The 24371-nt window shown below is 64.3% G+C and carries 22 protein-coding genes; 16 read left to right on the plus strand and 6 right to left on the minus strand.

Going from position 1 to position 24371, the window contains the following annotated elements; translation table 11 throughout:
• Positions 1–13 precede the first annotated feature (13 nt).
• The 3 genes from AC0L2F_RS32440 to AC0L2F_RS32450 form a co-directional block, all read right to left on the minus strand.
• Positions 14–325 (minus strand): transposase, encoded by a 312-nt coding sequence (locus tag AC0L2F_RS32440; RefSeq protein ID WP_473251168.1) that lies wholly within the window; start codon positions 323–325, stop codon positions 14–16.
• Between the two features lie 143 nt (positions 326–468).
• Complete coding sequence (locus AC0L2F_RS32445) at positions 469–1896, minus strand: serine hydrolase domain-containing protein (RefSeq protein ID WP_473251169.1); 1428 nt, start codon at positions 1894–1896, stop codon at positions 469–471.
• Between the two features lie 146 nt (positions 1897–2042).
• A complete protein-coding gene (locus tag AC0L2F_RS32450) occupies positions 2043–3104 on the minus strand; it encodes an AraC family transcriptional regulator (protein ID WP_473251170.1) in 1062 nt (353 codons plus the stop codon).
• A gap of 274 nt (positions 3105–3378) precedes the next feature.
• Between AC0L2F_RS32450 and AC0L2F_RS32455 the strand changes: the two genes are divergently transcribed.
• The 3 genes from AC0L2F_RS32455 (at position 3379) to AC0L2F_RS32465 (ending at position 7902) form a co-directional block, all read left to right on the plus strand.
• Positions 3379–4296 carry a pirin family protein gene (locus AC0L2F_RS32455; protein ID WP_473251171.1) on the plus strand — a complete coding sequence of 306 codons (918 nt, stop codon included), beginning with the start codon at positions 3379–3381 and terminating at the stop codon, positions 4294–4296.
• Between the two features lie 77 nt (positions 4297–4373).
• Positions 4374–5288: a phosphoribosylaminoimidazolesuccinocarboxamide synthase gene (locus AC0L2F_RS32460; protein ID WP_473251172.1), complete on the plus strand. Its 915-nt coding sequence runs from the start codon at positions 4374–4376 to the stop codon at positions 5286–5288.
• A gap of 397 nt (positions 5289–5685) precedes the next feature.
• Positions 5686–7902, plus strand: coding sequence for an SLC26A/SulP transporter family protein (locus tag AC0L2F_RS32465; protein WP_473251194.1), 2217 nt, complete (start codon positions 5686–5688; stop codon positions 7900–7902).
• Positions 7903–8116: 214 nt separating this feature from the next.
• Here AC0L2F_RS32465 and AC0L2F_RS32470 read toward each other — a convergent pair whose 3' ends face one another.
• Positions 8117–9610, minus strand: a complete 1494-nt coding sequence (locus AC0L2F_RS32470) for an NAD-dependent succinate-semialdehyde dehydrogenase (protein ID WP_063996513.1) — start codon at positions 9608–9610, stop codon at positions 8117–8119.
• A 123-nt stretch (positions 9611–9733) separates the two neighbouring features.
• Positions 9734–10054, minus strand: coding sequence for a hypothetical protein (locus tag AC0L2F_RS32475; protein ID WP_007603877.1), 321 nt, complete (start codon positions 10052–10054; stop codon positions 9734–9736).
• A gap of 347 nt (positions 10055–10401) precedes the next feature.
• Here AC0L2F_RS32475 and AC0L2F_RS32480 point away from each other — a divergent pair, with 347 nt between their 5' ends.
• Positions 10402–11595, plus strand: a complete 1194-nt coding sequence (locus AC0L2F_RS32480; RefSeq protein ID WP_473251173.1) for a serine hydrolase domain-containing protein — start codon at positions 10402–10404, stop codon at positions 11593–11595.
• Positions 11596–11673: 78 nt separating this feature from the next.
• On the plus strand, positions 11674–13368 hold the full coding sequence (locus AC0L2F_RS32485) for an AMP-binding protein (protein WP_473251174.1): 1695 nt from the start codon (positions 11674–11676) through the stop codon (positions 13366–13368).
• 115 nt (positions 13369–13483) lie between these two features.
• On the opposite strand, the gene AC0L2F_RS32490 is transcribed toward AC0L2F_RS32485, so the two are convergent.
• The gene (locus tag AC0L2F_RS32490) at positions 13484–14485 is read right to left on the minus strand and encodes an adenosine kinase (protein ID WP_473251175.1); all 1002 of its coding nucleotides are present in this window, start codon (positions 14483–14485) and stop codon (positions 13484–13486) included.
• Between the two features lie 125 nt (positions 14486–14610).
• Here AC0L2F_RS32490 and murJ point away from each other — a divergent pair, with 125 nt between their 5' ends.
• The 11 genes from murJ to ybeY all read left to right on the plus strand — a co-directional run bounded on the left by murJ (position 14611) and on the right by ybeY (position 24370).
• Positions 14611–16167: a murein biosynthesis integral membrane protein MurJ gene (gene murJ, locus AC0L2F_RS32495; protein ID WP_473251176.1), complete on the plus strand. Its 1557-nt coding sequence runs from the start codon at positions 14611–14613 to the stop codon at positions 16165–16167.
• An 81-nt stretch (positions 16168–16248) separates the two neighbouring features.
• Positions 16249–17316 (plus strand): tryptophan--tRNA ligase, encoded by a 1068-nt coding sequence (gene trpS, locus AC0L2F_RS32500; RefSeq protein ID WP_473251177.1) that lies wholly within the window; start codon positions 16249–16251, stop codon positions 17314–17316.
• A 114-nt stretch (positions 17317–17430) separates the two neighbouring features.
• The gene (locus AC0L2F_RS32505) at positions 17431–17925 is read left to right on the plus strand and encodes a universal stress protein (protein ID WP_473251178.1); all 495 of its coding nucleotides are present in this window, start codon (positions 17431–17433) and stop codon (positions 17923–17925) included.
• A 172-nt stretch (positions 17926–18097) separates the two neighbouring features.
• A complete protein-coding gene (locus AC0L2F_RS32510; RefSeq protein WP_473251179.1) occupies positions 18098–18667 on the plus strand; it encodes a NifU family protein in 570 nt (189 codons plus the stop codon).
• Between the two features lie 135 nt (positions 18668–18802).
• Complete coding sequence (gene tsaB / locus AC0L2F_RS32515) at positions 18803–19498, plus strand: tRNA (adenosine(37)-N6)-threonylcarbamoyltransferase complex dimerization subunit type 1 TsaB (protein WP_473251180.1); 696 nt, start codon at positions 18803–18805, stop codon at positions 19496–19498.
• Positions 19495–19980, plus strand: a complete 486-nt coding sequence (gene rimI / locus AC0L2F_RS32520) for a ribosomal protein S18-alanine N-acetyltransferase (protein ID WP_473251181.1) — start codon at positions 19495–19497, stop codon at positions 19978–19980. The genes tsaB and rimI overlap by 4 nt, the downstream gene beginning before the upstream one ends.
• Before the next feature lie 38 nt (positions 19981–20018).
• Positions 20019–20474: a Fur family transcriptional regulator gene (locus AC0L2F_RS32525; protein WP_007598312.1), complete on the plus strand. Its 456-nt coding sequence runs from the start codon at positions 20019–20021 to the stop codon at positions 20472–20474.
• Positions 20475–21155 (plus strand): HAD family hydrolase, encoded by a 681-nt coding sequence (locus tag AC0L2F_RS32530; RefSeq protein ID WP_473251182.1) that lies wholly within the window; start codon positions 20475–20477, stop codon positions 21153–21155.
• Between the two features lie 192 nt (positions 21156–21347).
• Positions 21348–22736 (plus strand): tRNA (N6-isopentenyl adenosine(37)-C2)-methylthiotransferase MiaB, encoded by a 1389-nt coding sequence (miaB, locus tag AC0L2F_RS32535; protein WP_007603889.1) that lies wholly within the window; start codon positions 21348–21350, stop codon positions 22734–22736.
• Between the two features lie 4 nt (positions 22737–22740).
• A complete protein-coding gene (locus AC0L2F_RS32540) occupies positions 22741–23799 on the plus strand; it encodes a PhoH family protein (RefSeq protein ID WP_473251183.1) in 1059 nt (352 codons plus the stop codon).
• Between the two features lie 61 nt (positions 23800–23860).
• Positions 23861–24370 (plus strand): rRNA maturation RNase YbeY, encoded by a 510-nt coding sequence (ybeY, locus tag AC0L2F_RS32545; protein ID WP_007603891.1) that lies wholly within the window; start codon positions 23861–23863, stop codon positions 24368–24370.
• Position 24371 lies beyond the last annotated feature (1 nt).

Below are 24371 nucleotides of genomic sequence, written 5' to 3' on the forward strand. Positions count from 1 at the left end.
CACAAGGCTGTTTCTACCCCGCACAGGCGCGCCATCCCGCTGGACAGTTTTTTAAAATGTCGCGCTCCATGCGCAGCCGTTCGTTCTCCTGGCGCAGGCGGGCGATCTCCGAAGCCTGGTCCGCCGACATCGGCGTCGCCTGCGTGGTGGGGCGCCACGCCGCCGATGCCGGCTCCTGCCGGAGCTTATCGACCCAGCGTCGCAATACCGAGTCGCGCAGACCGAGCTCCTTGGCAACCGCCCCGATCGAGCGTCCGCTTGATACCACCAGTTCGGCGGCCTGGCGCTTGTACTCCTCAGTAAACGACCGACGTTGACGTTCCATTCGACACCTCCGGGCTCAACGAGCCTACTACAGGTGTCCACCCATTCGGAGGAGGTTCAATAGATACCCCTCATCCGGCGCTTCGCGCCACCTTCTCCCCCAAGGGGAGAAGGGAGGAAGGCAGCGCACTCCTCACTATCTTCTCAATTCCCCCTCGCCACCTTCCCCTTCTCGCGCGTTGCCGCAACCACATCGCGCACCAGATCGAACACACCGTCCGCTTCCGGGGGCCAGTTCGGCGAGCGGCCCATCCGCACGATCACCAAGCGTTCCGACGGAATCACGATCGTGTACTGCCCGATCGTGCCCTTGGCGAAGAAGGCATCGCGCGGCCAGCCGTGATCGATGCGGAAGGTCGCGCCAAAACTGTCGCCCTGGTTGGTCCAGAAGCCGGTGCCGATGCCGACCCAGGCATTGGGCGTCGCCGACGCCGAGTAATTCACCCATCCCTCAGGCAGGATGCGCCTGCCGCCGGCGACGCCGTCGTTGAGATAGAGCTGGCCGAAGCGCGCCCAGTCGCGCGCGGATGCGAGCATCTCGCTCGACCCCTTGATCGTGCCGGCGCCGTCGAGCTGGAGCGTGACATGGCGCATGCCGAGCGGCGCGAACAATTCGCGGCGCGCGAAGGCAAGCGCTCCTTCGGGATTGCCGCCGGCGGCGTTGCGGATCAGATGCGCGAGCAGGATGGTGTTGCCATCGTGATAATTCCACACGGTGCCCGGCGCGGTCGCAAGCGGCATGCTCGCGGCATAGGCTGCCATGTCGTCTTCGGTGAATTTCATGCGATTGACCGGCTCGAAGGCGGAGCCGAGCGAGGCCTGCAGCGAGCTGCCGAGCGCCAGACCCGCGGTGTGGCGCAGCAATTGATCGACGGTGATGGCGTGACGAGGATCGTCCGGATTTGTCCAGGCGGCGACCGGTGCGGGCCCGTCGAGCTTCAGTTGGCCCTGGCGCACGAGGATCCCGGTGAGAGCCGAAATCACGGACTTGGTCATGGAGAAGCCGAGCAGCGGCGTCTCCGGTCCGATGCCGTCCGCGTAGCGCTCGGCGATGATGCGGCCCGACTTCATGATGACGATCGCGCGGGTGCGGCGGTATGGCGGCTGCGCAGGTTCGGCGAAGGCATGATCGAGCGCGGCTGACAGCTCCGGGCTTTGCGGCGACACGATTGCGGGGCCGGCAATCTCGGGCAGCAACGACGGCTGCCTGTCATCCGGCGGCAGCCTGACCTCGGCAATCTCCGCACCGTGCTCGAGCGTGCAGCCGAGTCCCTCGCGATAGACGGCATGGCTGCGGCCAATGCCGAACAACGTCACCGTGACGTCCTTGCGTGCGCGATCGACCTGATAATCCATCGCCCAGGTGAGCAGACCGGCGCCCGGCATCGCATCGGCGGTCTCGGTCAAATTACGCCTGATATCGAGGCCCGAGACAAACGTCTCGGAACAGAGCACGTCGGCGATGAAGCCGGTCGCGACCTTGGGCACGTCATGGGCGCGAACCGCGCCGAGCGCGAGGCCCGCAATGGCGGTGGTGGCGGCGAGTAGGACGATCTTGCGGCGGCGGGTCACGGGCTTGCTCCGGCTTGAGGCGCGTGCCGGAGACGAAGCGGCATTCACGCGATGCCCGCTCGCCGGATTTGGAAAACGGCGCAGCCGAAAACCGCGAGACGCTCGCCGATTCTGAAATAATCCAAATATTTCAGTACACTAAAGAATTAGACGGCATTGACCTTGAGCCGCCGATATTCCGTCGGCGTCACGCCGGTCACGGCCTTGAAGGCACGGTTGAAGGGGCCGAGCGACTGGAAGCCGGAATCCATCGCGATGGTGATGACGGGGACTTCGGCCTGGGCGGGATCGGCCAGCGCGGCTTTGGCCTCCTCGATCCGGTGGTTGTTCAGGAACACATTGAAATTGCGGTAGCCAAGCCCCTGGTTGATCAGCCGGCGCAGCCGGTATTCGGGAATTTTCAGCCGGCCCGCCAGCACGCCGATGCTGATGTTCTCCTGCCGATAGATCCGTTCGTCCGCCATCAGCCGCATCAGGGCCTCGATGAGCTTTTGGTCGGCAGCATCGTCGGCCGCAGGCTGGCTCGCCGTGATCGCCGGCGCAGCCTCCGCGGCAGCTGGAAACAGGTCGGCGCCATCGACGCGCATCATCGCATAGGCGATAGCCGCAACGATGCTGGCAAGCACGCCGGCGTTGACGGTGTTGGCGACGTCGCCGACGTCGCTGCCGACGACGAGGATCTGGAGCACCGCGTTCAATCCGCCATAGAGCGCGGCAGCACAGACGATGAAGATGCGAACACGGCGGCGGCGCTCGACCAGATCGGCCGACCATGAGGCGATCGTCTGCATGATCGCGAGCGCAATGAAGCCGAGCACGATCATGTTCACCGCGGTGACGGCGGACCGGACATGTCCGCCGGGTGCGATCCAGAGACAGCTGGCGAAGCTGAAGGCTGTCACCAGCCCCCAGGTCAATCCGTGCCACCGGTGCAGGCGAAACTCGTCGTCGAACAGCGCGCGCGTGAACAGCCAGAACACCACGATATTGCCGGTCGACACCGCGATCAGCGGCGCATGCCATGCCGGGACCAGCGACGATACGCCGACGGAATAGCTCGCGGCATGCGCTGCCGAGCCGAGCGCAAAGGCCGCACCGAGCCGGGCTGCCAGAACATTGCGGAAATCCGAGAGCAATGACGCTGCTAGCACCAGCAGCAGCGCGACGCTGGCAGCACGAAACGCGAGCTCGGTTGCGGCAAGGGTCATCGGGTGCTGCGATGGGTCGCGGTTGACATCAGCCGAACATCCTTCGTTGCGCCTATTTTTTCAAGGACCATCGCGCGCCGCGCACTCTGTCATCGTCCGGCTTGACCGGACGATCCAGTGTTCCGGGACGGTCATGATCGAACAGGTAGGCCGCGGCGTACTGGATCGCCCGCTTTCGCGGGCGATGACGGCGGAGTATGTGGTCCGGGCTTAGCCGCGACGGCCGCGCGAAATCCTGCTAGGATTTAGCTCGAAAAAGCCAAAAGGAGTCCACATGAGCTGGCAACCCTCGAACGATCCCGTGCTCGGCGATCCCATGTCCTGCGATGCGCTCGATCTCGTCATCGTGCCGCGCACGCGCGATCTCGGCGATGGCTTCGCGGTCCGGCGCGCATTGCCGCACGGCAAGCGCCAGATGCTCGGTCCCTTCATCTTCTTCGACCATTTCGGGCCGGTGCAATTCGTCTCCGGCAAGGGCATGGATGTTCGGCCGCATCCGCATATCGGGCTTGCCACCGTCACCTATCTGTTCGACGGCGCTATCATGCATCGCGACAGTGAGGGCAACATCCAGGAGATCCAGCCCGGCGCGATGAATTTGATGACGGCCGGCCGCGGCATCGCGCATTCCGAGCGCACCCCGGATGTACAACGCGCCTCGGGGCAGAAGATGCTCGGCCTACAAAGCTGGATCGCGCTGCCGGCCGGATCGGAAGAGATCGCGCCGTCGTTCCAGCACTACGGCGCTGGTGACTTGCCGATGGTCTCCGAGCGCGACTTCACCGCGAAGGTGATCGCGGGCTCGGCCTTCGGCGTCGCCTCACCTGTTTCGATGGTGTCGCCCTGGTTCTATACCGAGGTCACGGCGGTCGCGGGCGCGATCGTGCCGCTCGATCCTGATCACGAGGAGCGCGCCATCTACGTCGTCGACGGCGAGGTCGAGATCGCGAACGAGCGCTACGAGGGGCCGCGACTGCTGATCTTCCGTCCGGGCGACCGCATCACGGTGAAGGTGCTCAAAGCCACACGGATGATGTTTCTGGGCGGCGACGCCCTGGAAGGCCCGCGCCACATCTGGTGGAATTTCGTCTCCTCCAGCAAGGAGCGGATCGAGCAGGCCAAGCAGGACTGGAAAACCGGCCGCTTCGCGGCGGTTCCGCAGGAACATGAGTTCATTCCGCTGCCGGAATAGGCTATCCCGGTTTCCGGTCGCGCGATCAGGCGCGGCCGGATGTCCTGTCGCAAGGCCTTGCTCCGAAAGTTCTGCCGATGACTACCATGCTCTCCAGCGACCTGCCGCTGCCCAAGATCGGGCGCGGCAAGGTACGTGATATCTACGCCGTCGACGACGACCGCCTGCTGCTCGTCACCACCGACCGCATCAGCGCCTTCGACGTCGTGATGGGCGAGACCATCCCGATGAAGGGCGCGGTCCTGACGCAAATCAGCGCGTTCTGGTTCAACGAGCTCGAAGGCGTGGTGCCGCATCACATGATCAGCGCCGACACCGACGAGATCGTCGCCGCCGTGCCGGCCTTGAGACCGCATCGCGCCGAGATTCTCGGCCGCGCCATGCTGTGCCGCCGCACCACGGTATTTCCGATCGAATGCGTGATCCGCGGTTATCTCTCGGGCTCGGCCTGGAAGGAATATGCGGCAAGCGGCACGCTGGCCGGCGAAAAGCTGAAAGCGGGACTGGTCGAGAGCGAGAAGCTGGAGCCTTCGATCTTCAGCCCGGCGACCAAGGCCGAGACCGGCCATGACGAGAACATCACCATCGCGAAGATGCGCGAGGTCGTCGGCGACGAGACGGCCTATACGCTCGAGAGCATGACGCGCGCGATCTACACGCTCGGCGAGGAGCTCGCCCGCGAGCAGGGCATCATCATCGCCGACACCAAGTTCGAATTCGGCCGCGACAAGGACGGCCGCATCATCCTGATCGACGAGGTGATGACACCTGATTCCTCGCGATTCTGGGCCGTCGACGCTTACAAGCCCGGCCAGCCGCAGGCGAGCTTCGACAAGCAGCCGCTGCGCGACTATCTCGACGTCGAACGCCGCGCCGGCCGCTGGAACGGCGACGCCCCGCCGCCGCCTTTGCCGGCAAGCGTGGTGGACGCGACCAGCAAGCGGTATCTGGAAGCGTATCGCCGCGTGACGGGAAGTGAGCTAAAGCTTTAGCTCGGCTGTTTCGTCCCGCGCCGTCATTGCCCGCCGGCTCGATGCCTCCCCGGCGTCGTCCTGGTGAAAGCCAGGACCCATACCGTGAGGTCTATCCCGTGCGTTCGGTACAAATCCCAAAGGCACAATCATCGCCAAACTGCTCCCTGGGGTAATGGATCCTGGCTTTCGCCAGGACGACGCCGAATGGCGGGCGCTCCAGTTTCTTCCATCTGCCGTGTATGATTGGCCGTTCACACACGATGGATCGCGTCCGCTCGGAGCGGAACCTGCTGATGGTTGAAGCAATAAGCGCCGCCAGACCTGTCGGATAGCTCATACTTGCAAGAATCCTGTTGCGCTAGGCTCGCAGTCGTCTACGTCTCGAACAGGAATTTTCATGAGCGAGTGTCACGGCGTGACCGATCCCGCAATTGGCTTCACTCCGTCGACCGGGCTTAATCCGGCGCTCAAGCGCGCGCTGAACGATATATTGGGCGGCAGCGCCGCCAGTGTCCTGACCGTCACGTTCGGACTGTCCTATTCGCTGCTGATCTTCGCGGGGCCGCTGTCGCCCTATCTGTCCTACGGCATCACGGCAACTTTCGTCAGCTCCGCGGTACTTGCGGCCGTCGTCGCGCTCGGCAGCTCCCTGCCCTTCGCGATTGCAGCCCCCGACAGCTCGACTGCCGCGGTGACGGGTATCCTGGCCGCCTCGGTGGTCGAACGTATCGAGATCGCGAACCTGTCGACGCCGTTGCTGTCACCGATCCTGATCACGCTCGGCCTGTCGACGATGCTGACGGGATTGGTGCTGTGTGGCCTCGGCTTGACGCGGCTTGGCCGCGCCATCCGCTACGTGCCTTATCCGGTGGTCGGCGGCTTCCTCGGCGCAACCGGACTTCTCATTGTCATGGGTGCGGTCCGGGTGATCACCGACCATCCGCTGCAATTCGCGACGCTGTCGCACTTCGCCAACCGCACCATCGTGCTGGAGCTCGGTGCCGCCTGCGCCATGGCGCTGGTGCTGTATCTCACCTGGCACCGCTCGCGCAGCCCGTTCGGACTGCCCATCATCCTGGTCGGCGGCGTGCTCACCGCGCATCTGGCGTTCTGGCTCACCGGCGTTTCCTTCGATGAGGCGCGCACGCTGGGCTGGACCTTTCAGGCCCCGCCGCAAGCGGTCTTCATGCTGCCCTGGCACACCGACGATCTCGTCCGCTATCCCTGGTTTGCCATCCCGGACCTGCTTGGCAATGTCGTTGCCGTCATCTTCGTCACGGCCTCGAGCACGCTGTTCAACACCACCGGCATCGAGGTGGCCACGCATCGCGAAGCCAATCTGGAGTGTGAGCTGAACGTCACCGGCGCCGCCAATATCCTGACCGGCCTGCTGGGCGGCTACGCCGGCTGCAGCTCGACCAGCCGCTCGATGCTTAATTTCTCCAGCGGCGGCCGCGGGCGCCTGTCCGGCCTCACGGCCGCAGCGCTGTCCCTGCTGGTGCTCGCCGTCGCACCCGAGTTGCTCGGCTTCATCCCCAAATTCGTGCTCGGCGGCCTGTTGCTCTATCTCGGCGCCGACCAGTTGCACAAATGGATCATCGAGTCGCGCAAGCGTCTGTCGAAGCTCGAATATCTGTCGCTGATCGCCATCATCGCGATCATCGTCGCCTGGGGTTTCGTACCGGGCATCCTGATCGGCGTCATCATCGGCTGCGCAACGTTTGCGTTCAGCGCCGCGCGGGTCGAATCGATCAAATACAGTTTCGACGGCTCGGAGTACCGCTCCTCGCTCGACCGCTCGCGCGACGACCAGGACGTGCTGCTGGCCCATGGCGGCAAGATCCAGGGCCTCAATCTCCAGAGCTATCTGTTCTTCGGCTCCGCCAACCGGCTCTACCAGCACGTCAAGCGATTGCTTCAGGAGCGCCCCGAATGCCGCTATCTGCTGTTCGACTTCAAGCTCGTCACCGGCGTGGATTCATCGGCTGCCTATAGCTTTGCCCAGATCAAGCGCAGCGCTGGCGAACTCGGCGTCGAGCTGATCCTGGTGCATCTGTCGGCTGCGGCCGAGAAGGTGCTGCGCTCCAGCGACTTCGTCGGCGACGGCGTCACCATCATCCCCGAACTCGATCGCGCGCTGGAATGGTGCGAGAACGAGCTCATCTCGCAGCATCAGGAGCTGGCGCAGGAAGAAGCCAGCCTGCGCGACTGGTTCACGCGCATGCTCGGCAGCGAGGACGGCGCCGACGAACTGATCCGCCGCTGCCAGCGCATCGAGGTCGAAGCCGGCGAGGTCATCGTGCAGGCCGGCGATCCCGCCGATTCCATGCATTTCATCCTCGACGGCCGCGTCGGCATCATGATCCCGGCCGACGACGACCGCACCACGCGCGTGCGCAGCCTCGGCCGTTACACCACGATCGGCGAGATGGGGCTGGTGTCACAGACACCGCGCAGCGCGACGATCCAGGCCGAAGTCGATAGCGTGCTCTACGTGTTGAACACACACCAGTTCGACGCCATCAAGACCGAGGATCCGGAGCTCAGCCACAAGCTGCTGACCTATTTCGTGTCGGTCATGGCGGAGCGGCTGACGTTTGCGAACCGGACGATCGCGGTGTTGAGGCGCTAGCGAGGCCGTAGGGCAACGATCGCACCACACACATTGGATGTCGTCCTGGCGAAAGCCAGGACCCATACCGCGGAATCTATCTATCGCAGGCGGTGGAAGTACCGGACCACCAATCTTCGCCAACCGCCTCGCTGGGGTAATGGGTCCTGGCTTTCGCCAGGACGACCCTGGAGGAGGCATTGCCTTCATCACATCCGCGAATGACGGCGAGCCCCTAAACCCCCGCCATCATCACGTATTTGATCTCGACATATTCTTCCATGCCGTGATGCGAGCCTTCGCGGCCGAGGCCGCTTTCCTTGACGCCGCCGAAGGGCGCGACTTCCGTGGTGATCAGGCCGGTGTTGACGCCAACCATGCCGGATTCCAGTGCCTCGGCGACACGCCAGACGCGGCCGAGATCGCGGGAGTAGAAGTAGGAGGCGAGCCCGAACGGCGAGGCGTTGCACATCGCGATGACGTCGGCCTCGTCCTTGAAGCGGATCACCGGCGCGAGCGGGCCGAAGGTCTCTTCCTGCGCCACCAGCGAGTCCGGCTTGACGTCGGCAAGGACGGTCGGCTCGAAGAACGAGCGTCCGAGCTCGCTGCGCTTGCCGCCGGTGACGACCTTGGCGCCGCGCTTCACGGCGTCCGCAATGTGGCGCTCGACCTTGTCGACCGCTTTCAGATTGATCAGCGGGCCCTGCGTGACGCCGGTTTCCGTGCCGTCGCCGATCTTCATCGCCGCGACCTTCTTCGACAGCTTCTGCACGAACTCGTCGTAGATCTTGTCCTGGGCGTAAAGGCGGTTGGCGCAGACGCAGGTCTGGCCCATGTTGCGATACTTCGAGACGATCGCGCCTTCGACCGCCGCATCGATATCGGCGTCGTCGAACACCACGAACGGCGCGTTGCCGCCGAGCTCGAGGCCGAGCCGCTTCACGCCGACGGAGGCCTGCCGGTAGAGAATCTTGCCGACCGCCGTCGAGCCGGTGAAGCCGACGAAACGCACGGCCGGATGCTCGCACAGCACCTTGCCGATCGGCGCTGCATCGCCGGTAATGATGTTGAGCACGCCCTTGGGGATGCCGGCCTTCTCGGCAAGCACGGCCAGCGCCAAGGCCGAGAGTGGCGTCTCGTTGGCGGGCTTAAGCACCACGGTGCAGCCCGCAGCCAGCGCCGGCGAGACCTTTCGCGTGATCATCGAGTTCGGGAAATTCCACGGCGTGATCGCGCCGCAGACGCCGATCGGCTGCTTGATCGCGAGCAGGCGCGCATCCGGCCGCTGGGTCGGGATGGTCTCGCCGTAGACGCGGCGGGCCTCCTCGGCGAAAAACTCGATATAGGCGGCGCCGATGTCGACCTCGCCGAGGGCTTCAGTGAGCGGCTTGCCCTGCTCGGAGGTGAGGATCAGCGCGAGGTCCTCGCGATTGGCGATAATCAGCTCGAACCATTTGCGCAAGATGTTGGAGCGCTGCTTGGCGGTGTGCTTGGCCCAGGCCGGGAAGGCGCGCTCGGCGGCCTCGACCGCCCTGGTGGCGTCATCGGCCGAAAGCTGCGGAACCTTTGCGAGCTCGACGCCGGTCGCGGGATTGTTGACGGCGAAGACCGGCGATCCGACCCAGGCGCCGTCGATGTAGCAGGCCTCCTTCAGAAGCGACGGGTCCTTCAACCGGTCGCGCAGATTGGACGTGGCGTGCTGGGCACGAGCGGTGGCGGTCGGGGTCATGGCGTTACTCCCAAAGGCTTTTGCGGGCTGTTCCGGTTCGGCCGGAATATAGGGAGAAGCGGCGAGCAATGCACCGTCCCGCAACGCACATCTGCTGGGAGCCAGGCTGGGAGCGGCGCGTCCTTACGCCGCGCCGCTCAGATAGGTCTCGCGCCGGCCGATCATACGCTCGGCGGCGGCCTTGGCGTCCGCCTTCGAAGAGGTCGCGCAGGTCCGGTATTCGAGATCGGGGACGTCGGAGGCGTTGCGGCGGCCGAACCAGGACTTTGAACCGACCGGCAGCAGCGCAAGCGCCTGCGCCAGATTGTCGACCGCGCCGAACGAATAGAGCGCACCGGTGCCGGCGATGCGGACTTCATAGATTCCAGGCGCAATCGGCGCTTCCAGGTTCTCGCCCCGTCCGGGACGGGGATAGCGCTTCCATTCGCTCCAGGTCGAAATCATCTGAGGTCCCCATCACGGCCGGTGGGCGGCCGCCAAAATTGCATCAAGTCTTAACGTTGGCCGTCGATCGGCCGAGAACTGAACGCCGCAGCTCACAAAATGTTTCAAGTGCTTCAAACAGTCGAAACATATCGCCAGGAGCCATCCACGGTCACCGCTGGCTGCGGCCATCCACCGCAGATTGTGACGGAGTGTTGTAGTTCAGCCGCCTTGTCGTCGGGCGCAGGGAGCCGACCGTCAAGTCACGACATCGCGACCGCGGCAGGTATGTGGATGTGCTTGCCGCGCGGCGCACGCGGGAGGACAATCGATCGCTTCCAACAATAATCAAACCGGAGGAAACGCGTATGCAAGGCAAAGCTGAGATCGATCAGATTCTGCGCCAGAAGAGCGAAGCCAGGGAGATTCCGGGCGTCGTCGCTATCGCCGCCAGCGGTACCGACGTGCTGTATCAGGGCGCGTTCGGCAAGCGCGACCTGTCCAAGCCGGATGCGATGACCGCCGACAGCGTGTTCTGGATCGCATCGATGACGAAGGCGGTGACATCAGCGGGCGCGATGCAGCTTGTCGAGCAAGGCAAGCTGTCGCTGGATGCGCCGATCGGCGAGGTGCTGCCCGATCTCGCCAAGCCGCAGGTGCTCGAAGGTTTCGATGCCAAGGGCGAACCAAAACTGCGGCCGGCCAAGGGGCCGATCACGCTGCGCCAGCTCATGACCCACACCGCAGGCTTCTGCTACAACATGTGGAATGGCGATCTCGCGGTCTATCTGGACAAGAACGGCATCCCCGCCATCACCACCTGCCAGAACGCGGCCTTGAAGACGCCCATCATGACCGACCCCGGCACGCGCTGGGAATACGGCACCAATATCGATTTCGTCGGCAAGGCGGTGGAAGCCGTCAGCGGCAAGCGCCTCAATGCCTATCTGCGCGACAATCTGTTCGCACCGCTTGGCATGAGCGACACTGCCTTCAAGATCACCGACGACATGCGCAAGCGTCTGGTCGGCATGCATGCGCGCGGCGAGGATGGCCAGCTCGCCGCGATCCCGTTCGAGCTCGAGCAGGAGCCGGAATTCCACATGGGTGGCGGCGGCCTTTATTCGACCGCGGCCGACTATATCAGGTTTACCCAGATGATCCTGAACAAGGGCCGCGGCAACGGCAATCAGGTGCTGAAGGCCGAGACCGTGACGACGATGGGGCAGAACCACATCGGCGACCTCGCCATGGGCAAGATGACCACGGCGGCGCCGATGTACACCAACGACGTCGATCTCTACCCCGAGCAGGTGAAGAAGTGGGGCCTCAGCTTCATGATCAACACCGCCAAGACCGCCGAGGGGCGCAGCGCGGGCAGCCTCGCCTGGGCGGGCCTCGCCAACACCTATTACTGGATCGACCCGGCGCGCGACGTCACCGGCGTGATCCTGATGCAGTTGCTGCCATTCGCCGACGCAAAGTGTCTCGAGGCTTTTGCCGGCTTCGAGCGCGGCGTCTATGCCGGGCTCGATGCCGGCAGCGGGCAGAAGGCGGCGTAACGCGCGCCTAACTCTCACGACACGTGACGGCCGGGCTTGTTGTCCCGTCCGTCACGCAGCTGGCTGGAGGACATGATCTTGGCAGACAAAGCCGACAGTTACGTTTGCGGAATCTCCGACACGCCGCTGCTCGGCGACACGATCGGGCGCAGCCTCGATCAGGCCGCGCGACGCTGGAGCGATCGCGAGGCGCTGGTCTCGCCCAGCCACGGCGTGAGATGGACATGGACGGAGTTTGCCGAACGGGTCGACGCGCTCGCCGCCGGCTTTGTCGCGCTTGGCCTCGAACGCGGCGAACGGATCGGCATCTGGTCGCTGAACCGGCCGGAATGGACGCTGACCCAGTTCGCCGCCGCCAAGGCCGGTCTCATCCTGGTGACGATCAATCCGGCCTACCGGCTGAGCGAGCTGGAATTCGCGCTGCACAAGGTCGGATGCAGCGCCATCGTCACCGCGACGGCGTTCAAGACCAGCAACTACATGGACATGCTCAACACGCTGTTGCCGGAGCTTGCGAGCGCCAAGCCCGGGCAATTGCGCGCCGCGCGGCTACCGGCCTTGCGCATCGTGATCCAGATCGGCGGCCCCGCCTGCCCGGGCACGATCCCGTTCGAGGAGGTCGCCGGCATGGGCGGGACCCTGCATAGCGAGCAGCTCGCCACGCTCGGTGCCTCCCTGCAATTCGACGATGCCGTCAACATCCAGTTCACCAGCGGAACGACGGGATCGCCCAAGGGCGTGACGCTGACCCATCACAACATTCTCAACAACGGCTATTTCGTCGGCCGCGCCATGCGCCTGACCGAACAGGACCGCATCTGCATTCCGGTGCCGCTCTATCATTGCTTCGGCATGGTCATGGGCAATCTCGCCTCCGTCACGCTTGGCGCAACGATGGTCTATCCCGGCGAGGGGTTTGATCCGCTCGCGACGCTGCGGACGATCGAGCAGGAAAAATGCACCGCGCTGTACGGCGTGCCGACGATGTTCATCGCCGAACTCGACCACGGCGAATTCTCGAACTTCGATCTGACATCGCTGCGCACCGGCATCATGGCCGGTGCACCCTGCCCGATCGAGGTGATGAAGCGCGTCAATAGCGAGATGAACATGGGCGAGGTCACGATCGCCTATGGCATGACCGAGACGAGCCCGGTCAGCTTCCAGAGCGCCGTCGACGATCCGCTCGATCGCCGCGTCTCGACGGTCGGACGAATCCATCCGCATGTCGAGGTCAAGGTCGTCGATCTCGACGGCAAGATCGTCAAGCGCGGCGAACGGGGCGAGCTCTGCACCCGCGGCTACAGCGTGATGCTGGGCTATTGGGAGGAGGCGGAGAAAACCGCGGATGTGCTCGACGCCAACGGCTGGATGCATACCGGCGACATCGCCATCATCGACGACCAGGGCTATTGCAACATCGTCGGCCGCATCAAGGACATGGTGATCCGCGGCGGCGAGAACCTCTATCCGCGCGAGATCGAGGAATTTCTCTACCGTCACCCCAAGATTCAGGACGTGCAGATCTTTGGCGTTGCGGATACCCGCTACGGCGAGGAGCTCTGCGCCTGGATCCGCGTCAGGTCCGGCGAGACGCTGACGATGGAAGAGGTGCGCGCCTTCTGCGACGGCCAGATCGCCCACAACAAGATCCCGCGTTACGTGGAATTCGTCGACGAGTTTCCGATGACCGTGACCGGAAAGATCCAGAAATTCCTGATGCGCGATGAGGTCGAGCAGCGGCTGGGGCTGAAAGCCGCGAAGACTGCGTAGGTTGCCAACCCAATCGTCATTGCGAGCGCAGCGAAGCAATCCAGACTCTTTCCGCAGAGGCAGTCTGGATTGCTTCGTCGCTGCGCTCCTCGCAATGACGGGAGAGAGACGAGCGTTACACCGTCAACCCGCGCTGCCCGGCGAGTTCCTTCAGCGAGACAAGCGGACGCGCGCCGATGTGCTGGATCACTTCGGCGGCTGCCAGCGCGCCGAGCTCGCCGCACTGCTTGTAGGGCAGGTTGCGCGCCAGACCGTACAGGAAGCCGGCCGCGAAGAGATCACCGGCGCCGGTGGTGTCGACCAGCCGGGCAATGGGGAATGCAGGGGCGGCGACGGCGTCTTCCACCGACACCACCATGCAGCCCTTTTCGCTGCGGGTGACCACCCCGAGATTGACGTCGTTGCGCAGCTGCTTGAGCGCGGTGTCGAAATCCGAGGTCTGGTAGAGCGAATGCAGCTCGGACTCGTTGGCGAACACGATGTCGACGGTGCCGTTGCGCATCAGCCCCAGGAACTCGTCGCGATAGCGATCGACGCAGAAGGAATCCGACAACGTCAGCGCCACCTTGCGCTTGGCATCATGGGCGATCTTGGCCGCCTTGACGAAGGCGTCCTTGGCGTTCTTGGGATCCCAGAGATAGCCCTCGAGGTAGACGATGCCGGCCGCGGCGATCTCGGCCGGGTCGATGTCGGCGGGCGACAAATCCTGCGCGGCGCCGAGATAGGTGTTCATGGTGCGCTCGCCGTCGTCGGTCACCAGGATATAGGAGCAGCCGGTCGCAGGACCGTCCTTCGCCGCGGGCGTGTTGAAGGCGACACCGGCAGCGCGGATGTCATGGACGTAGAGCTTCCCGATCTGGTCGTCCTTGACCTTGCCGACATAGGCTGCGCGCGCCCCGAGGCTGCCGATGCCGACGATGGTGTTGGCAGCCGAACCGCCGGAAACTTCCGTCGCCGGGCCCATGTCCTCGTAGATGGCGGCGGCCCGCGCCTCGTCGATCAGGGACATGCTGCCCTTGGTCATGCCGTGCTTGCCCAGGAAGGCTTCATCGGTCTTGACCAGCACGTCGAACAGCGCGTTGCCGATGCCGAGAACGTCATATTTCACGTCAGCCATTCACCTTGATCCTGTTTGGCGGATTGCGATACCCGCGAAAATCCGCTTCCTGTCGGTCTGAAATCTGGCTCGCGGCCTATCACGACCGGCCCTTCGCGGGCAAGCAACGGTATTATGCAGTTCCGATGATCCGCTCCTTCCTGACCGTCTCGACGGGGACACTGGCTTCACGGCTGCTGGGCTTTGCACGCGATTCCCTGATCGCGGCGCTGCTCGGCACCGGCGCCGTGGCGGACGCGTTTCTGGCGGCATTTCAGCTCGTCAATGTGGTCCGGCGTCTACTCAGCGAGGGCGCCCTGAATGCGGCGTTGATCCCGGCCTGGCTGCGCGTTCGTGACCGCGATGGCGAGGCGGCTGCGGCGGCGTTCGCGGGACGCGTGCTCGGCACCGTCAGCGCGGGCCTGATCGCAATCTCGATCGTGATTGCACTTCTGATGCCGCTGATCATCATGATCATCGCGCCGGGCTTCGTCGGCAGCGCATCGCTCGATCTCGCCGTCCAGAATGCACGGCTGATGCTGCCTTATCTCGCCTTCGCGGGACCCGTCACGGTGCTGATGGGCCTGCTCAACGCGCAGGGGCGCTTTGCACTTACCGCGTTCTCGCCGCTGCTGTTCAACATCGCCTTGATCGCCGCGATCGCAGCACTCCTGCTGTGGCACGCCGATGCAACCGTCGCCGCGTGGATGCTGGCGGCCACCGTCGGCATCGCCGGCCTGCTGCAGCTCCTGATGCTGCTGTCGCAGCGAAGTGCGCGTCTGGCGACACCGCTGCGCGTGAGCTTCGACAAGGACATGCGCGGCTTCTTTGCCAAGGCGATCCCGGGCATGATCGCAAGCTCCGGCCCGCAATGGCTGATGGTGGCCGGCGCGATCATTGCCTCCGCCACGCCCGCCGCGGTCTCCTGGCTCTATTTCGCCAACCGCCTGATCGAGCTGCCGCTTGGCATTGTCGGCGTCGCCATGGGTACGGTGCTGGTGCCGGAGCTGACGCGCGCGGTGAGGAGCGGCGATCGCGATGCGGTTGCGCATGCGGAATCGCGCGCGCTGGAACTCGCGACCGGGCTGGCACTGCCGGCGACGCTCGGCCTGATCGTGCTGGCGGAGCCGATCGTGCGGATGCTGTTCGAACATGGCGCCTTTGGCGCGGAGGACAGCGCGGCCACGGCGCGCGCCCTGATGTGGCTGGCGCTGGGCCTGCCGGCGCATGTGCTGATCAAGGCGCTGTCGCCAGCCTATTTTGCCCGCAGCGACACGATGACGCCGCTGCTGGCGACTGCCAAAGGGTTCGCGGTCGCGGTCGCGCTCGCGATCCTGCTCGGTCATTTCTTCGGCGCGAGCGGGATCGCCGCCAGCATTGCCGCCGGCGCCTGGAGCAGTGCGATCTCGCTGCTCCGGAAAGGCACGCGTGAATTCGGCTTCTCGGTCGATGCCGCCGCCCGCAACCGGCTGCCGCGAATCGTGCTCGCCGCGCTCGCCATGGGCGGCCTGCTGTGGCTGACCACGGGCCTCCTGCCTTCGGAGGCCCATGGGCTCATCCGCTTCATGGCGCTGGGATTACAGATCGCCGCCGGAATCGTCGTCTATGGCTTGCTCCTGCAAATCCTCCGCGTCGCGTCCTGGCGCGAGGCGGCCGGTGCCTTGAAGCGCCCTGCCCAGCCCGATCCCGGCGCCTTAGGTTAGCGAAATACCCTTGACGGGGCAGCGCCGCTGTTGGAAACGACGCCCGATTATCTCCAGGAAGGCTTGCCAGGACAGCTAACCATGCCATTCGTTGAACGGGTTTTTTCGGGCGTCCAGCCGACGGGCAATCTGCACCTCGGCAATTACCTCGGCGCGATCGTCAACTTCGTGAGGCTGCAGGAAACCCACAACTGCATCTATTGCGTCGTCGACATGCACGCGATCACCCAAGGCGTGGACGTCTGGGGAGGCCCGGCGGAGCTGCGACGAAACACGCGCGAGGTGACCGCGGCATTCATCGCCAGTGGTATCGATCCTCATAGGCACATCGTGTTCAACCAGAGCCAGGTCTCGGGCCATGCCGAACTTGCCTGGATCTTTAACTGCGTCGCCCGCATGGGCTGGCTCAACCGCATGACGCAGTTCAAGGAGAAGGCTGGCAAGGACCGGGAGAATGCCTCGGTCGGGCTCTATGACTATCCCGTATTGATGGCGGCTGACATCCTGCTCTACCGTGCCACTCATGTTCCGGTCGGAGAGGATCAGAAGCAGCATCTCGAGCTAGCGCGCGACATCGCGCAGAAGTTCAACAACGACTTTGGCGAGTCCATCCACGGTCACGGCTATGGTCATGACGTATTCTTCCCGATGCCTGAGCCTTTAATCACTGGGCCCGCCACCCGCGTGATGAGCCTACGCGACGGCACCAAAAAGATGTCTAAGTCGGACCCATCAGACAACTCGCGCATCAACCTAACTGACGATGCCGATACCATCGCGCAGAAGATTCGCAGAGCCAAAACCGATCCAGAACCGCTTCCCACTGAAGAGGAAGGACTGGCCTCGCGACCCGAAGCGGACAATTTGGTCGGCATTTTTGCTGCGCTGTCTGGCCACAGCAAAGCGGGCGTGCTTCACCATTTTGGCGGCGGTCAATTTTCTACTTTTAAGAATGCTCTGGTAGAGTTGTGCGTTGATAAGCTTTCGCCGATCGCGGATAGGATGAAGCGGCTAACTGCTGATCCTAGGTACATTGACTCTGTGCTAGCAGAGGGTGCCGAGCGCGCGGGTCGAATTGCTAACGAGACCATGGTGCGAACTAAGGAGATCGTAGGCTTCATTCAGGAGCGCCGAGCGGGTCCGTGGTAGACGCTCCCGCAGCTCAGTGCACAAGCTTGAAAGGGGCCGCGTCAATGGGACTTCCCTCTCCCATAGATTGAGCAAGTGTGGCAGCATGCCGTCCCTGTACATTCCGGGACATGCATGACCAGCAAGCGACTTTGCTTCGAGCCGGGTCACAAGCCCAAATGCCTCGTCATCGTCGACGACACCGCCGAATGGGATCGCGCGGTCTATTACGCCAGCCGCTGGGCGATCCGTGCCGGCGGCGGCGTGGTGATGCTCCGCATCATCGAGCCCGAACAGCAGAGCCAGGAGTGGCTGGGGGTCGCCGACATCATGCGCGCCGAAGCGCAGGAAGCGGCGGAAGCCGCGCTCGACCGCGCCGCCGGCCGGGCCAACGGCATCGCTGCGATCACGCCGGAACGGGTGATCCGCGCGGGCGCCGCCATGGAACAGCTGCTGGCGGTGATCGACGAGGACCCTGACATCGCCATGCTGGTGCTCGCCGCGAGCCCGGGCGCTGAAGGCCCGGGGCCATTGGTCTCGCTGCTCGCGCACGCGCTTGGCACGTTCCCGGTACCGGTGACGGTCATTTCCGGCGCGCTGAGCGACCGAAGCGTGGATTCGCTGTCCTAGACTGCCGCTCTTTCGCCTCGCCTCGTTGGCCGGCAGAGGAGAAGCGGGCACCTTAACCCGCTGATATAACAGGTGAACGGCCAGCTTGCCCCTTGACCGTGCGTTCGCCGTCGCCATCTGCTAGTGGATAGAGCACGCGCCGGCCTTGAACCGGCGACGTCTGGAGAAAACCATGTTCATTCAAACCGAAGCCACTCCCAATCCCGCCACGCTGAAGTTCATTCCCGGCCGCGTCGTGATCGACGGCGGACCGATGGAATTTTCCAACCGCGAATCGGCCGCACGCTCGCCGCTCGCCGAAAAGCTGTTCGAGGTCCCAGGCGTCACCGGCGTGTTCTACGGATCGGACTTCATCACCGTGACCAAGGCGAACGGTGAATGGCAACAGCTCAAGCCCGCGATCCTCGGCGCCATCATGGAGCACTACATGTCGGGCGCGCCGCTGCTCGCCGATGGTGCTACCGCGAGCGATGTCGAGCTCGACGACGAGGACGAATTCTTCGACGAGGCCGATGCCGAGACGGTCGACATGATCAAGGATCTGATCGAGACCCGCGTGCGCCCGGCGGTCGCCAATGACGGCGGCGACATCACTTTCCGCGGCTTCAAGGACGGTATCGTCTATCTCAACATGAAGGGCTCCTGCGCCGGCTGCCCGTCATCGACCGCGACGCTCCAGCACGGCATCCAGAACCTGCTCAAGCACTTCGTCCCCGACGTGGTCGAAGTCCGGCCGATGTAAATTGCACGCGCGACCCATCAATTGGACTCCGTCATGCCCGGGCTTGTCCCGGGCATCCACGTTCTTGGGGCGCAAAGTCGTGGATGGCCGGGTCAAGCCCGGCCATGACGACCGGGATGATGCTATGATGGCCCCATGCTGATCCTTGCCATCGATACCGCGCTGGAAGCGTGCGCGGTCGCCGTTCTCGACACCGATTCCGGCCAGCTCCTCGCGCAGGAGCAGCTTCTGATGAAGCGCGGCCACGCCGAGGCGCTGATGCCGATGATCGCGCGCGTGATGCACTCAGCCAATCTCGCCTTCACCGCGCTCGACCGCATCGCGGTCACCATGGGCCCCGGAAGTTTCACCGGCCTGCGTGTCGGCATTTCGGCGGCCCGCGGCCTTGCGCTTGCTGCGAAGCGGCCTGCCGTCGGCGTGACCACCTTGTCGGCCTATGCCGCCGCCGTCGTCGGCCAGAGCGGAGCGGCGCCGGTGATCTCGGCGATCGACGCGCGGCACGACCACGTCTATTTCCAGATCGTGGCCGGTGACGGCAGTCAGCTGGTGCGGCCGGGCGTCGCTCCCATCGACGAGGCAATCGCGGCTTCGCAATTCGGCGCGCCGCATCTGGTCGGCAATGCCGCAAACATCCTCGCCGAGCGCTGGCCGAAAGACATGCCACAGCCGGTCGCGGTGGACGCGCAGCCCGCGCCCGACATCGGCTGGGTCGCATGGCTTGGTGCCGCGGCCGATCCCGCGACTAATCCGGCGCGGCCGTTCTACCTGCGAGCGCCCGACGCAAAGCCGTCCACACAACTGCCGCTTGCAGCACAAGCCGCAAGCTCATGATGAGATGGTTCTCGGAATGGTGGCGCGGCGGCACGGCCGTCGTCGAGCCGGCTGTCGCGCGCGACGTCGCACGGCTCGCGCAGCTCCACGGCGCCTCCTTCGCGCGCGGTTGGGGCGAAGGCGAGTTCGAGAGCATGCTCAGCGAGCGCAACACGCTGGTGCACCGGTTGCGCCTCGGCCGCAAGACAGTGGGCTTCGCGGTGTCGCGGATCGGCGCGGACGAAGCGGAGATCCTCTCGATCGCGGTCGACCAGGCCCATCGCGGCCGCGGCCTCTCTCGCACGCTGCTGATGACCCATCTCGGCCACCTGGCAGGACGCGGCGTGCGCACGATATTTCTCGAGGTCGAGGAAAATAACCAGCCGGCGCGGCGGCTGTACGACCGAGCCGGATTCATGGTGGTCGGACGCCGCGAACGCTACTATAAGCAGCCGAACGGGGAACAATTGAACGCACTTCTGATGCGACGTGACTTGTCGTAACATTGATGGCAGAAAGCGCCCCGTCAGGCGGACATCACATGACTGGTCTTAAACCTTCCCCCGCTTCCAAGGCGTCCGGCATCGAGGCGCGCTGTGCCGCCACCGGCATGCGCATGACCGAGCAGCGCCGTGTCATCGCCCGCGTTCTCGCGGAAGCGGTCGATCATCCCGATGTCGAGGAACTGTACCGCCGCTGTGTCGCCGTCGACGACAAGATCTCGATCTCGACGGTGTATCGTACCGTCAAACTGTTCGAGGATGCGGGCATCATCGAGCGCCATGATTTCCGCGAAGGCCGCGCGCGCTACGAACAGATGCGCGACAGCCATCACGACCACCTCATCAATCTGCGCGACGGCAAGGTGATCGAGTTCACCTCCGAGGAGATCGAGAAGCTCCAGGCGGAGATCGCCCGCAAGCTCGGTTACAAGCTGGTCGATCATCGGCTCGAACTCTATTGCGTCCCGCTCGACGACGACAAACCCACAAGCTAAGTGCCTCTCGATCTCATCATCTTCGATTGCGACGGCGTGCTCGTGGACAGCGAGGTGATCTCCTGTCGCGCGCATGCGGATGTGCTGTCCAGACACGGCTATCCGATCACATCGGAGCAGGTGCTGGTCCGCTTTCTCGGCGTATCCGAGAAAGATGCACGGCGAATGGTCGAACAGGAGATCGGCCGCAACCTTCCCGACGATCTCGAGAGCCAGGTGAATGCGGCGACGCTGCGATTTTATGCCAGCGATTTGCAGCCGATCACCCATGTGGCCGCAGCGATTGGCGCAATCGATTTGCCCAAATGCGTTGCGTCGAGCGGCACGCCGGAGAAGATCCACCATGGCCTGACCTGCGCCGGCCTCTACGATCTGCTCGCTCCAAACATCTTTTCCGCGAGCCAGGTCGCACGCGGCAAGCCCGCGCCCGATCTCTTTCTGTTCGCCGCCGCGCAGATGAATGTCGCGCCGGAGCGGTGCCTCGTGATCGAGGACAGCGTCCCCGGGGTGACCGGTGCGCATGCCGCCGGGATGACCGTGCTGGGCTTTCACGGTGGCAGCCATTGCCCGCCAGGCCACGCTGAAAGACTACGGGCCGCCGGGGCCGGATTGACGTTCGACGATATGCGGCAATTGCCGGAGCTGGTCCGGCAGGTCGCGGCGGACACTCTGGCGGGCTGAATCCCTCCTCTCGGCGTCATTCCGGCGCGATGCGCCAGCATCGAACCCGGAATCTCATGCCAAAACCTCTGGATTCCGGGTTCGCGACTGCGTCGCGCCCGGAATGACGACCGAAAAGCCCCCCCAATCGCTGGATTTTCGCCTCCCCAGCCTATATCTGAGGGCGGTCCTCCCACCTCAATTCCGGATTCCATGACGCCGCCGCGCAAGCTGCACATCAAATCATATGGCTGCCAGATGAACGTCTACGATGCCCAGCGCATGGTGGACACGCTGGCCCCCGAAGGATTCGTGGAGACGGCCAGCGCTGATGACGCCGACCTCGTCATCCTCAACACCTGCCATATCCGCGAGAAGGCCTCGGAAAAGGTCTATTCGGAGCTCGGACGCCTGCGCGTCGCCAAGGACGCAGCCGCACGCGACGGGCGCACCATGCAGATCGCGGTCGCGGGCTGCGTGGCACAGGCCGAGGGCGAGGAGATCGTGCGCCGTGCACCCGCGGTCGACGTCGTCGTGGGACCGCAGAGCTATCATCATTTGCCGCAGCTGTTGAAGCGCGCCGGCCATGAAGGCCGCGCCATCGAGACCGAATTCCCGGCTCAGGACAAGTTCGGCTTCCTCGCCCAGCCCAAACCCGGCGCGATCCGCGCCCGCGGCATTTCCGCTTTCGTCACGGTGCAGGAAGGCTGCGACAAGTTCTGCACCTTCTGCGTCGTGCCTTACACGCGCGGTTCGGAAGTCTCGCGGCCGGTGGCAAAGATCGTCGACGACGTGAAGCGGCTCACCGAGAACGGGGTGCGCGAGCTCACGCTGATCGGACAGAACGTCAACGCCTATCACGGCGAGGGACCGGACGGAAAAAGCTGGCCGCTCGGCAGACTGCTGGAGCACCTCGCGGCGCTCCCGGGGGTCGCGCGGCTGCGTTATTCGACCAGCCATCCCCGCGATGTCGATGACAGTCTGATTGCAGCCCATCGCGATCTCGATGCCTTGATGCCGTTCGTGCACCTGCCGGTGCAGTCGGGCTCGGACCGGATTTTGGCTGCCATGAACCGGAAACATACCGCCGATGATTATCGGCGGGTCGTCGACCGTTTCCGGTCCGCACGCCAAGACATTGCTTTCTCATCAGATTTTATCGTCGGCTTCCCCGGCGAGAGCGAGCAAGATTTTCTCGCCACCCTCGCGCTTGTCACGCAAATCGGCTACGCTGCGGCATATTCGTTCAAATACTCCGCCCGGCCGGGAACGCCGGCCGCGGATATGCAGGAGACGGTGTCCCCCTCCGAGATGGACCAACGATTGGAGCGGCTCCAGGAACTGATCGACAGCCAGCAATCGGCCTTCAACAAGGCTGCGATTGGCTCAACGGTCGATGTGCTGTTCGAGCGTCCGGCCCGCAAGGACGGCCAGATCGTCGGCCGCACCGCCTTCCTCCAGCCCGCGCATGTGATGGCCTCGCCCGACATCATCGGACAGATCCTGCCGGTCCGGATCGACAGTCTCGAACGCTACAGCTTCCTCGGCGAGCTCGCCATGGCGCGCGTGCCCGCTTTATCGCCCATCGCCACTGGAGCCTGAACCCTTGCCAAAAAGCGCATCGGATTCGTCTTCTTCCATCGCTCCCAGCCGCAAATTTGACCGCGACATGCAGGTTCCGCCCGAGACCCAGGTCGTCATCGACTTCGACGACAACCGCGCCGCGTCGGCGCTGGTCGGCCCTTACGGCCAGCATCTGGCACAGATCGAACGGCGGCTCGGCGTCGTCGTCGATTCCAAGGGCAACCACATCACGATCGGCGGCTCGCGCGACGGCTGCGATGCCGCGCGCCGCGTGCTGGAGACGCTCTACGCCCAGGCCGTGAAGGGACAGGATCTCGACCAGGGCGAAGTCGAGGGCGCGATCCGGGCTGTGATCGCGCAGGGCTCGCTGTTCGAGTTCGACGCCAAGTCGGCCAAATCCACCTTCGACAGCATCAATTTGCGCAAGCGCCCAGTGCGTGCGCGCACGGCGGCGCAGGATTCCTACATCCGCGCGCTGAAGCGGCACGAGCTGGTGTTCGGCATCGGCCCCGCCGGCACCGGCAAGACCTGGCTCGCGGTCGCGCATGCCGCGCAACTGTTCGAGCGCAAGGAAGTCGACAAGATCATCCTGTCCCGCCCGGCGGTGGAAGCCGGCGAGCGGCTCGGCTTTTTGCCCGGCGATCTCCGCGAGAAGGTCGATCCTTATCTTCGCCCGATCTACGACGCGCTCTATGACCTGATGGACGCGCGCATTGTCGAGCGCGCGCTGCAAACCGGCGAGATCGAGATCGCCCCGCTCGCCTTCATGCGCGGTCGCACGCTGACCAACGCGGCCATCATCCTGGACGAGGCGCAGAACACCACGTCGATGCAGATGAAGATGTTTTTGACCCGCCTCGGCGAGAACAGCCGCATGATCGTCACCGGCGATCCCTCGCAGATCGACTTGCCGAACGGCCAGACCTCGGGCCTCGCCGAGGCGACGCGCCTGCTGAGCGGCGTCCAAGGCATTGCGCAAGTTCATTTCAAGGCCGAAGACGTGATCCGCCACGAACTCGTGGCGCGGATCGTCTCCGCCTACGAAGGGGCGCCGCAGCGGCCGGCCGCCGGTAAATCCTGACGAGGCAGCAACCGGACCATATGGGCGCGGACACGGCGCCCCTTCGTTCGGAACAAGGACAATGTCACACCCCAACCTTCCCATCACCGAGGTCCTCGTCGTCGCCGATTGCTGGCAGCGGGAGCCCGATTCCGAGACCGTGATCCAGCGCGCCGTGGCGGCCGCCGCCGAGAATGTCGACGAAGATGTTGCGGAGGCGGAAGTGGCGGTGATGCTGACCGATGATGCCGGCATCCGCACCCTGAACAGCAACTGGCGCGGCATCGACAAGCCGACCAACGTGCTGTCGTTTCCCGCGCTGCAGCCGGAAGGCGACTGGAAGCCGGGCGATGCGCCGCGCATGCTCGGCGACATCGCGATCGCCTACGAGACCATGCGGCGTGAGGCGGACGAGGAACAAAAGCCGTTCGATCATCATTTGAGCCATCTCGCCGTGCACGGTTTCCTGCATCTGGTCGGCTACGACCACGAAAACGAAGACGACGCCGAGGAAATGGAAGCGCTCGAACGAGAGATCCTGGCTCATCTCGGCATTCCTGACCCCTATGCCGACCGCCCGGGGACGCATTGAG

This window comes from Bradyrhizobium sp. Ken64, assembly GCF_055807555.1.

Bases quoted from the DNA above. Each gene is read 5' to 3' on its own strand.
- AC0L2F_RS32440 (WP_473251168.1), bottom strand. From the start codon at position 325: ATGGAACGTCAACGTCGGTCGTTTACTGAGGAGTACAAGCGCCAGGCC.
- AC0L2F_RS32450 (WP_473251170.1), bottom strand. From the start codon at position 3,104: ATGACCCTTGCCGCAACCGAGCTCGCGTTTCGTGCTGCCAGCGTCGCG.
- AC0L2F_RS32455 (WP_473251171.1), top strand. From the start codon at position 3,379: ATGAGCTGGCAACCCTCGAACGATCCCGTGCTCGGCGATCCCATGTCC.
- AC0L2F_RS32460 (WP_473251172.1), top strand. From the start codon at position 4,374: ATGACTACCATGCTCTCCAGCGACCTGCCGCTGCCCAAGATCGGGCGC.
- AC0L2F_RS32470 (WP_063996513.1), bottom strand. From the start codon at position 9,610: ATGACCCCGACCGCCACCGCTCGTGCCCAGCACGCCACGTCCAATCTG.
- AC0L2F_RS32475 (WP_007603877.1), bottom strand. From the start codon at position 10,054: ATGATTTCGACCTGGAGCGAATGGAAGCGCTATCCCCGTCCCGGACGG.
- AC0L2F_RS32480 (WP_473251173.1), top strand. From the start codon at position 10,402: ATGCAAGGCAAAGCTGAGATCGATCAGATTCTGCGCCAGAAGAGCGAA.
- AC0L2F_RS32490 (WP_473251175.1), bottom strand. From the start codon at position 14,485: ATGGCTGACGTGAAATATGACGTTCTCGGCATCGGCAACGCGCTGTTC.
- murJ (WP_473251176.1), top strand. From the start codon at position 14,611: ATGATCCGCTCCTTCCTGACCGTCTCGACGGGGACACTGGCTTCACGG.
- trpS (WP_473251177.1), top strand. From the start codon at position 16,249: ATGCCATTCGTTGAACGGGTTTTTTCGGGCGTCCAGCCGACGGGCAAT.
- AC0L2F_RS32505 (WP_473251178.1), top strand. From the start codon at position 17,431: ATGACCAGCAAGCGACTTTGCTTCGAGCCGGGTCACAAGCCCAAATGC.
- AC0L2F_RS32510 (WP_473251179.1), top strand. From the start codon at position 18,098: ATGTTCATTCAAACCGAAGCCACTCCCAATCCCGCCACGCTGAAGTTC.
- tsaB (WP_473251180.1), top strand. From the start codon at position 18,803: ATGCTGATCCTTGCCATCGATACCGCGCTGGAAGCGTGCGCGGTCGCC.
- rimI (WP_473251181.1), top strand. From the start codon at position 19,495: ATGATGAGATGGTTCTCGGAATGGTGGCGCGGCGGCACGGCCGTCGTC.
- AC0L2F_RS32525 (WP_007598312.1), top strand. From the start codon at position 20,019: ATGACTGGTCTTAAACCTTCCCCCGCTTCCAAGGCGTCCGGCATCGAG.
- miaB (WP_007603889.1), top strand. From the start codon at position 21,348: ATGACGCCGCCGCGCAAGCTGCACATCAAATCATATGGCTGCCAGATG.
- ybeY (WP_007603891.1), top strand. From the start codon at position 23,861: ATGTCACACCCCAACCTTCCCATCACCGAGGTCCTCGTCGTCGCCGAT.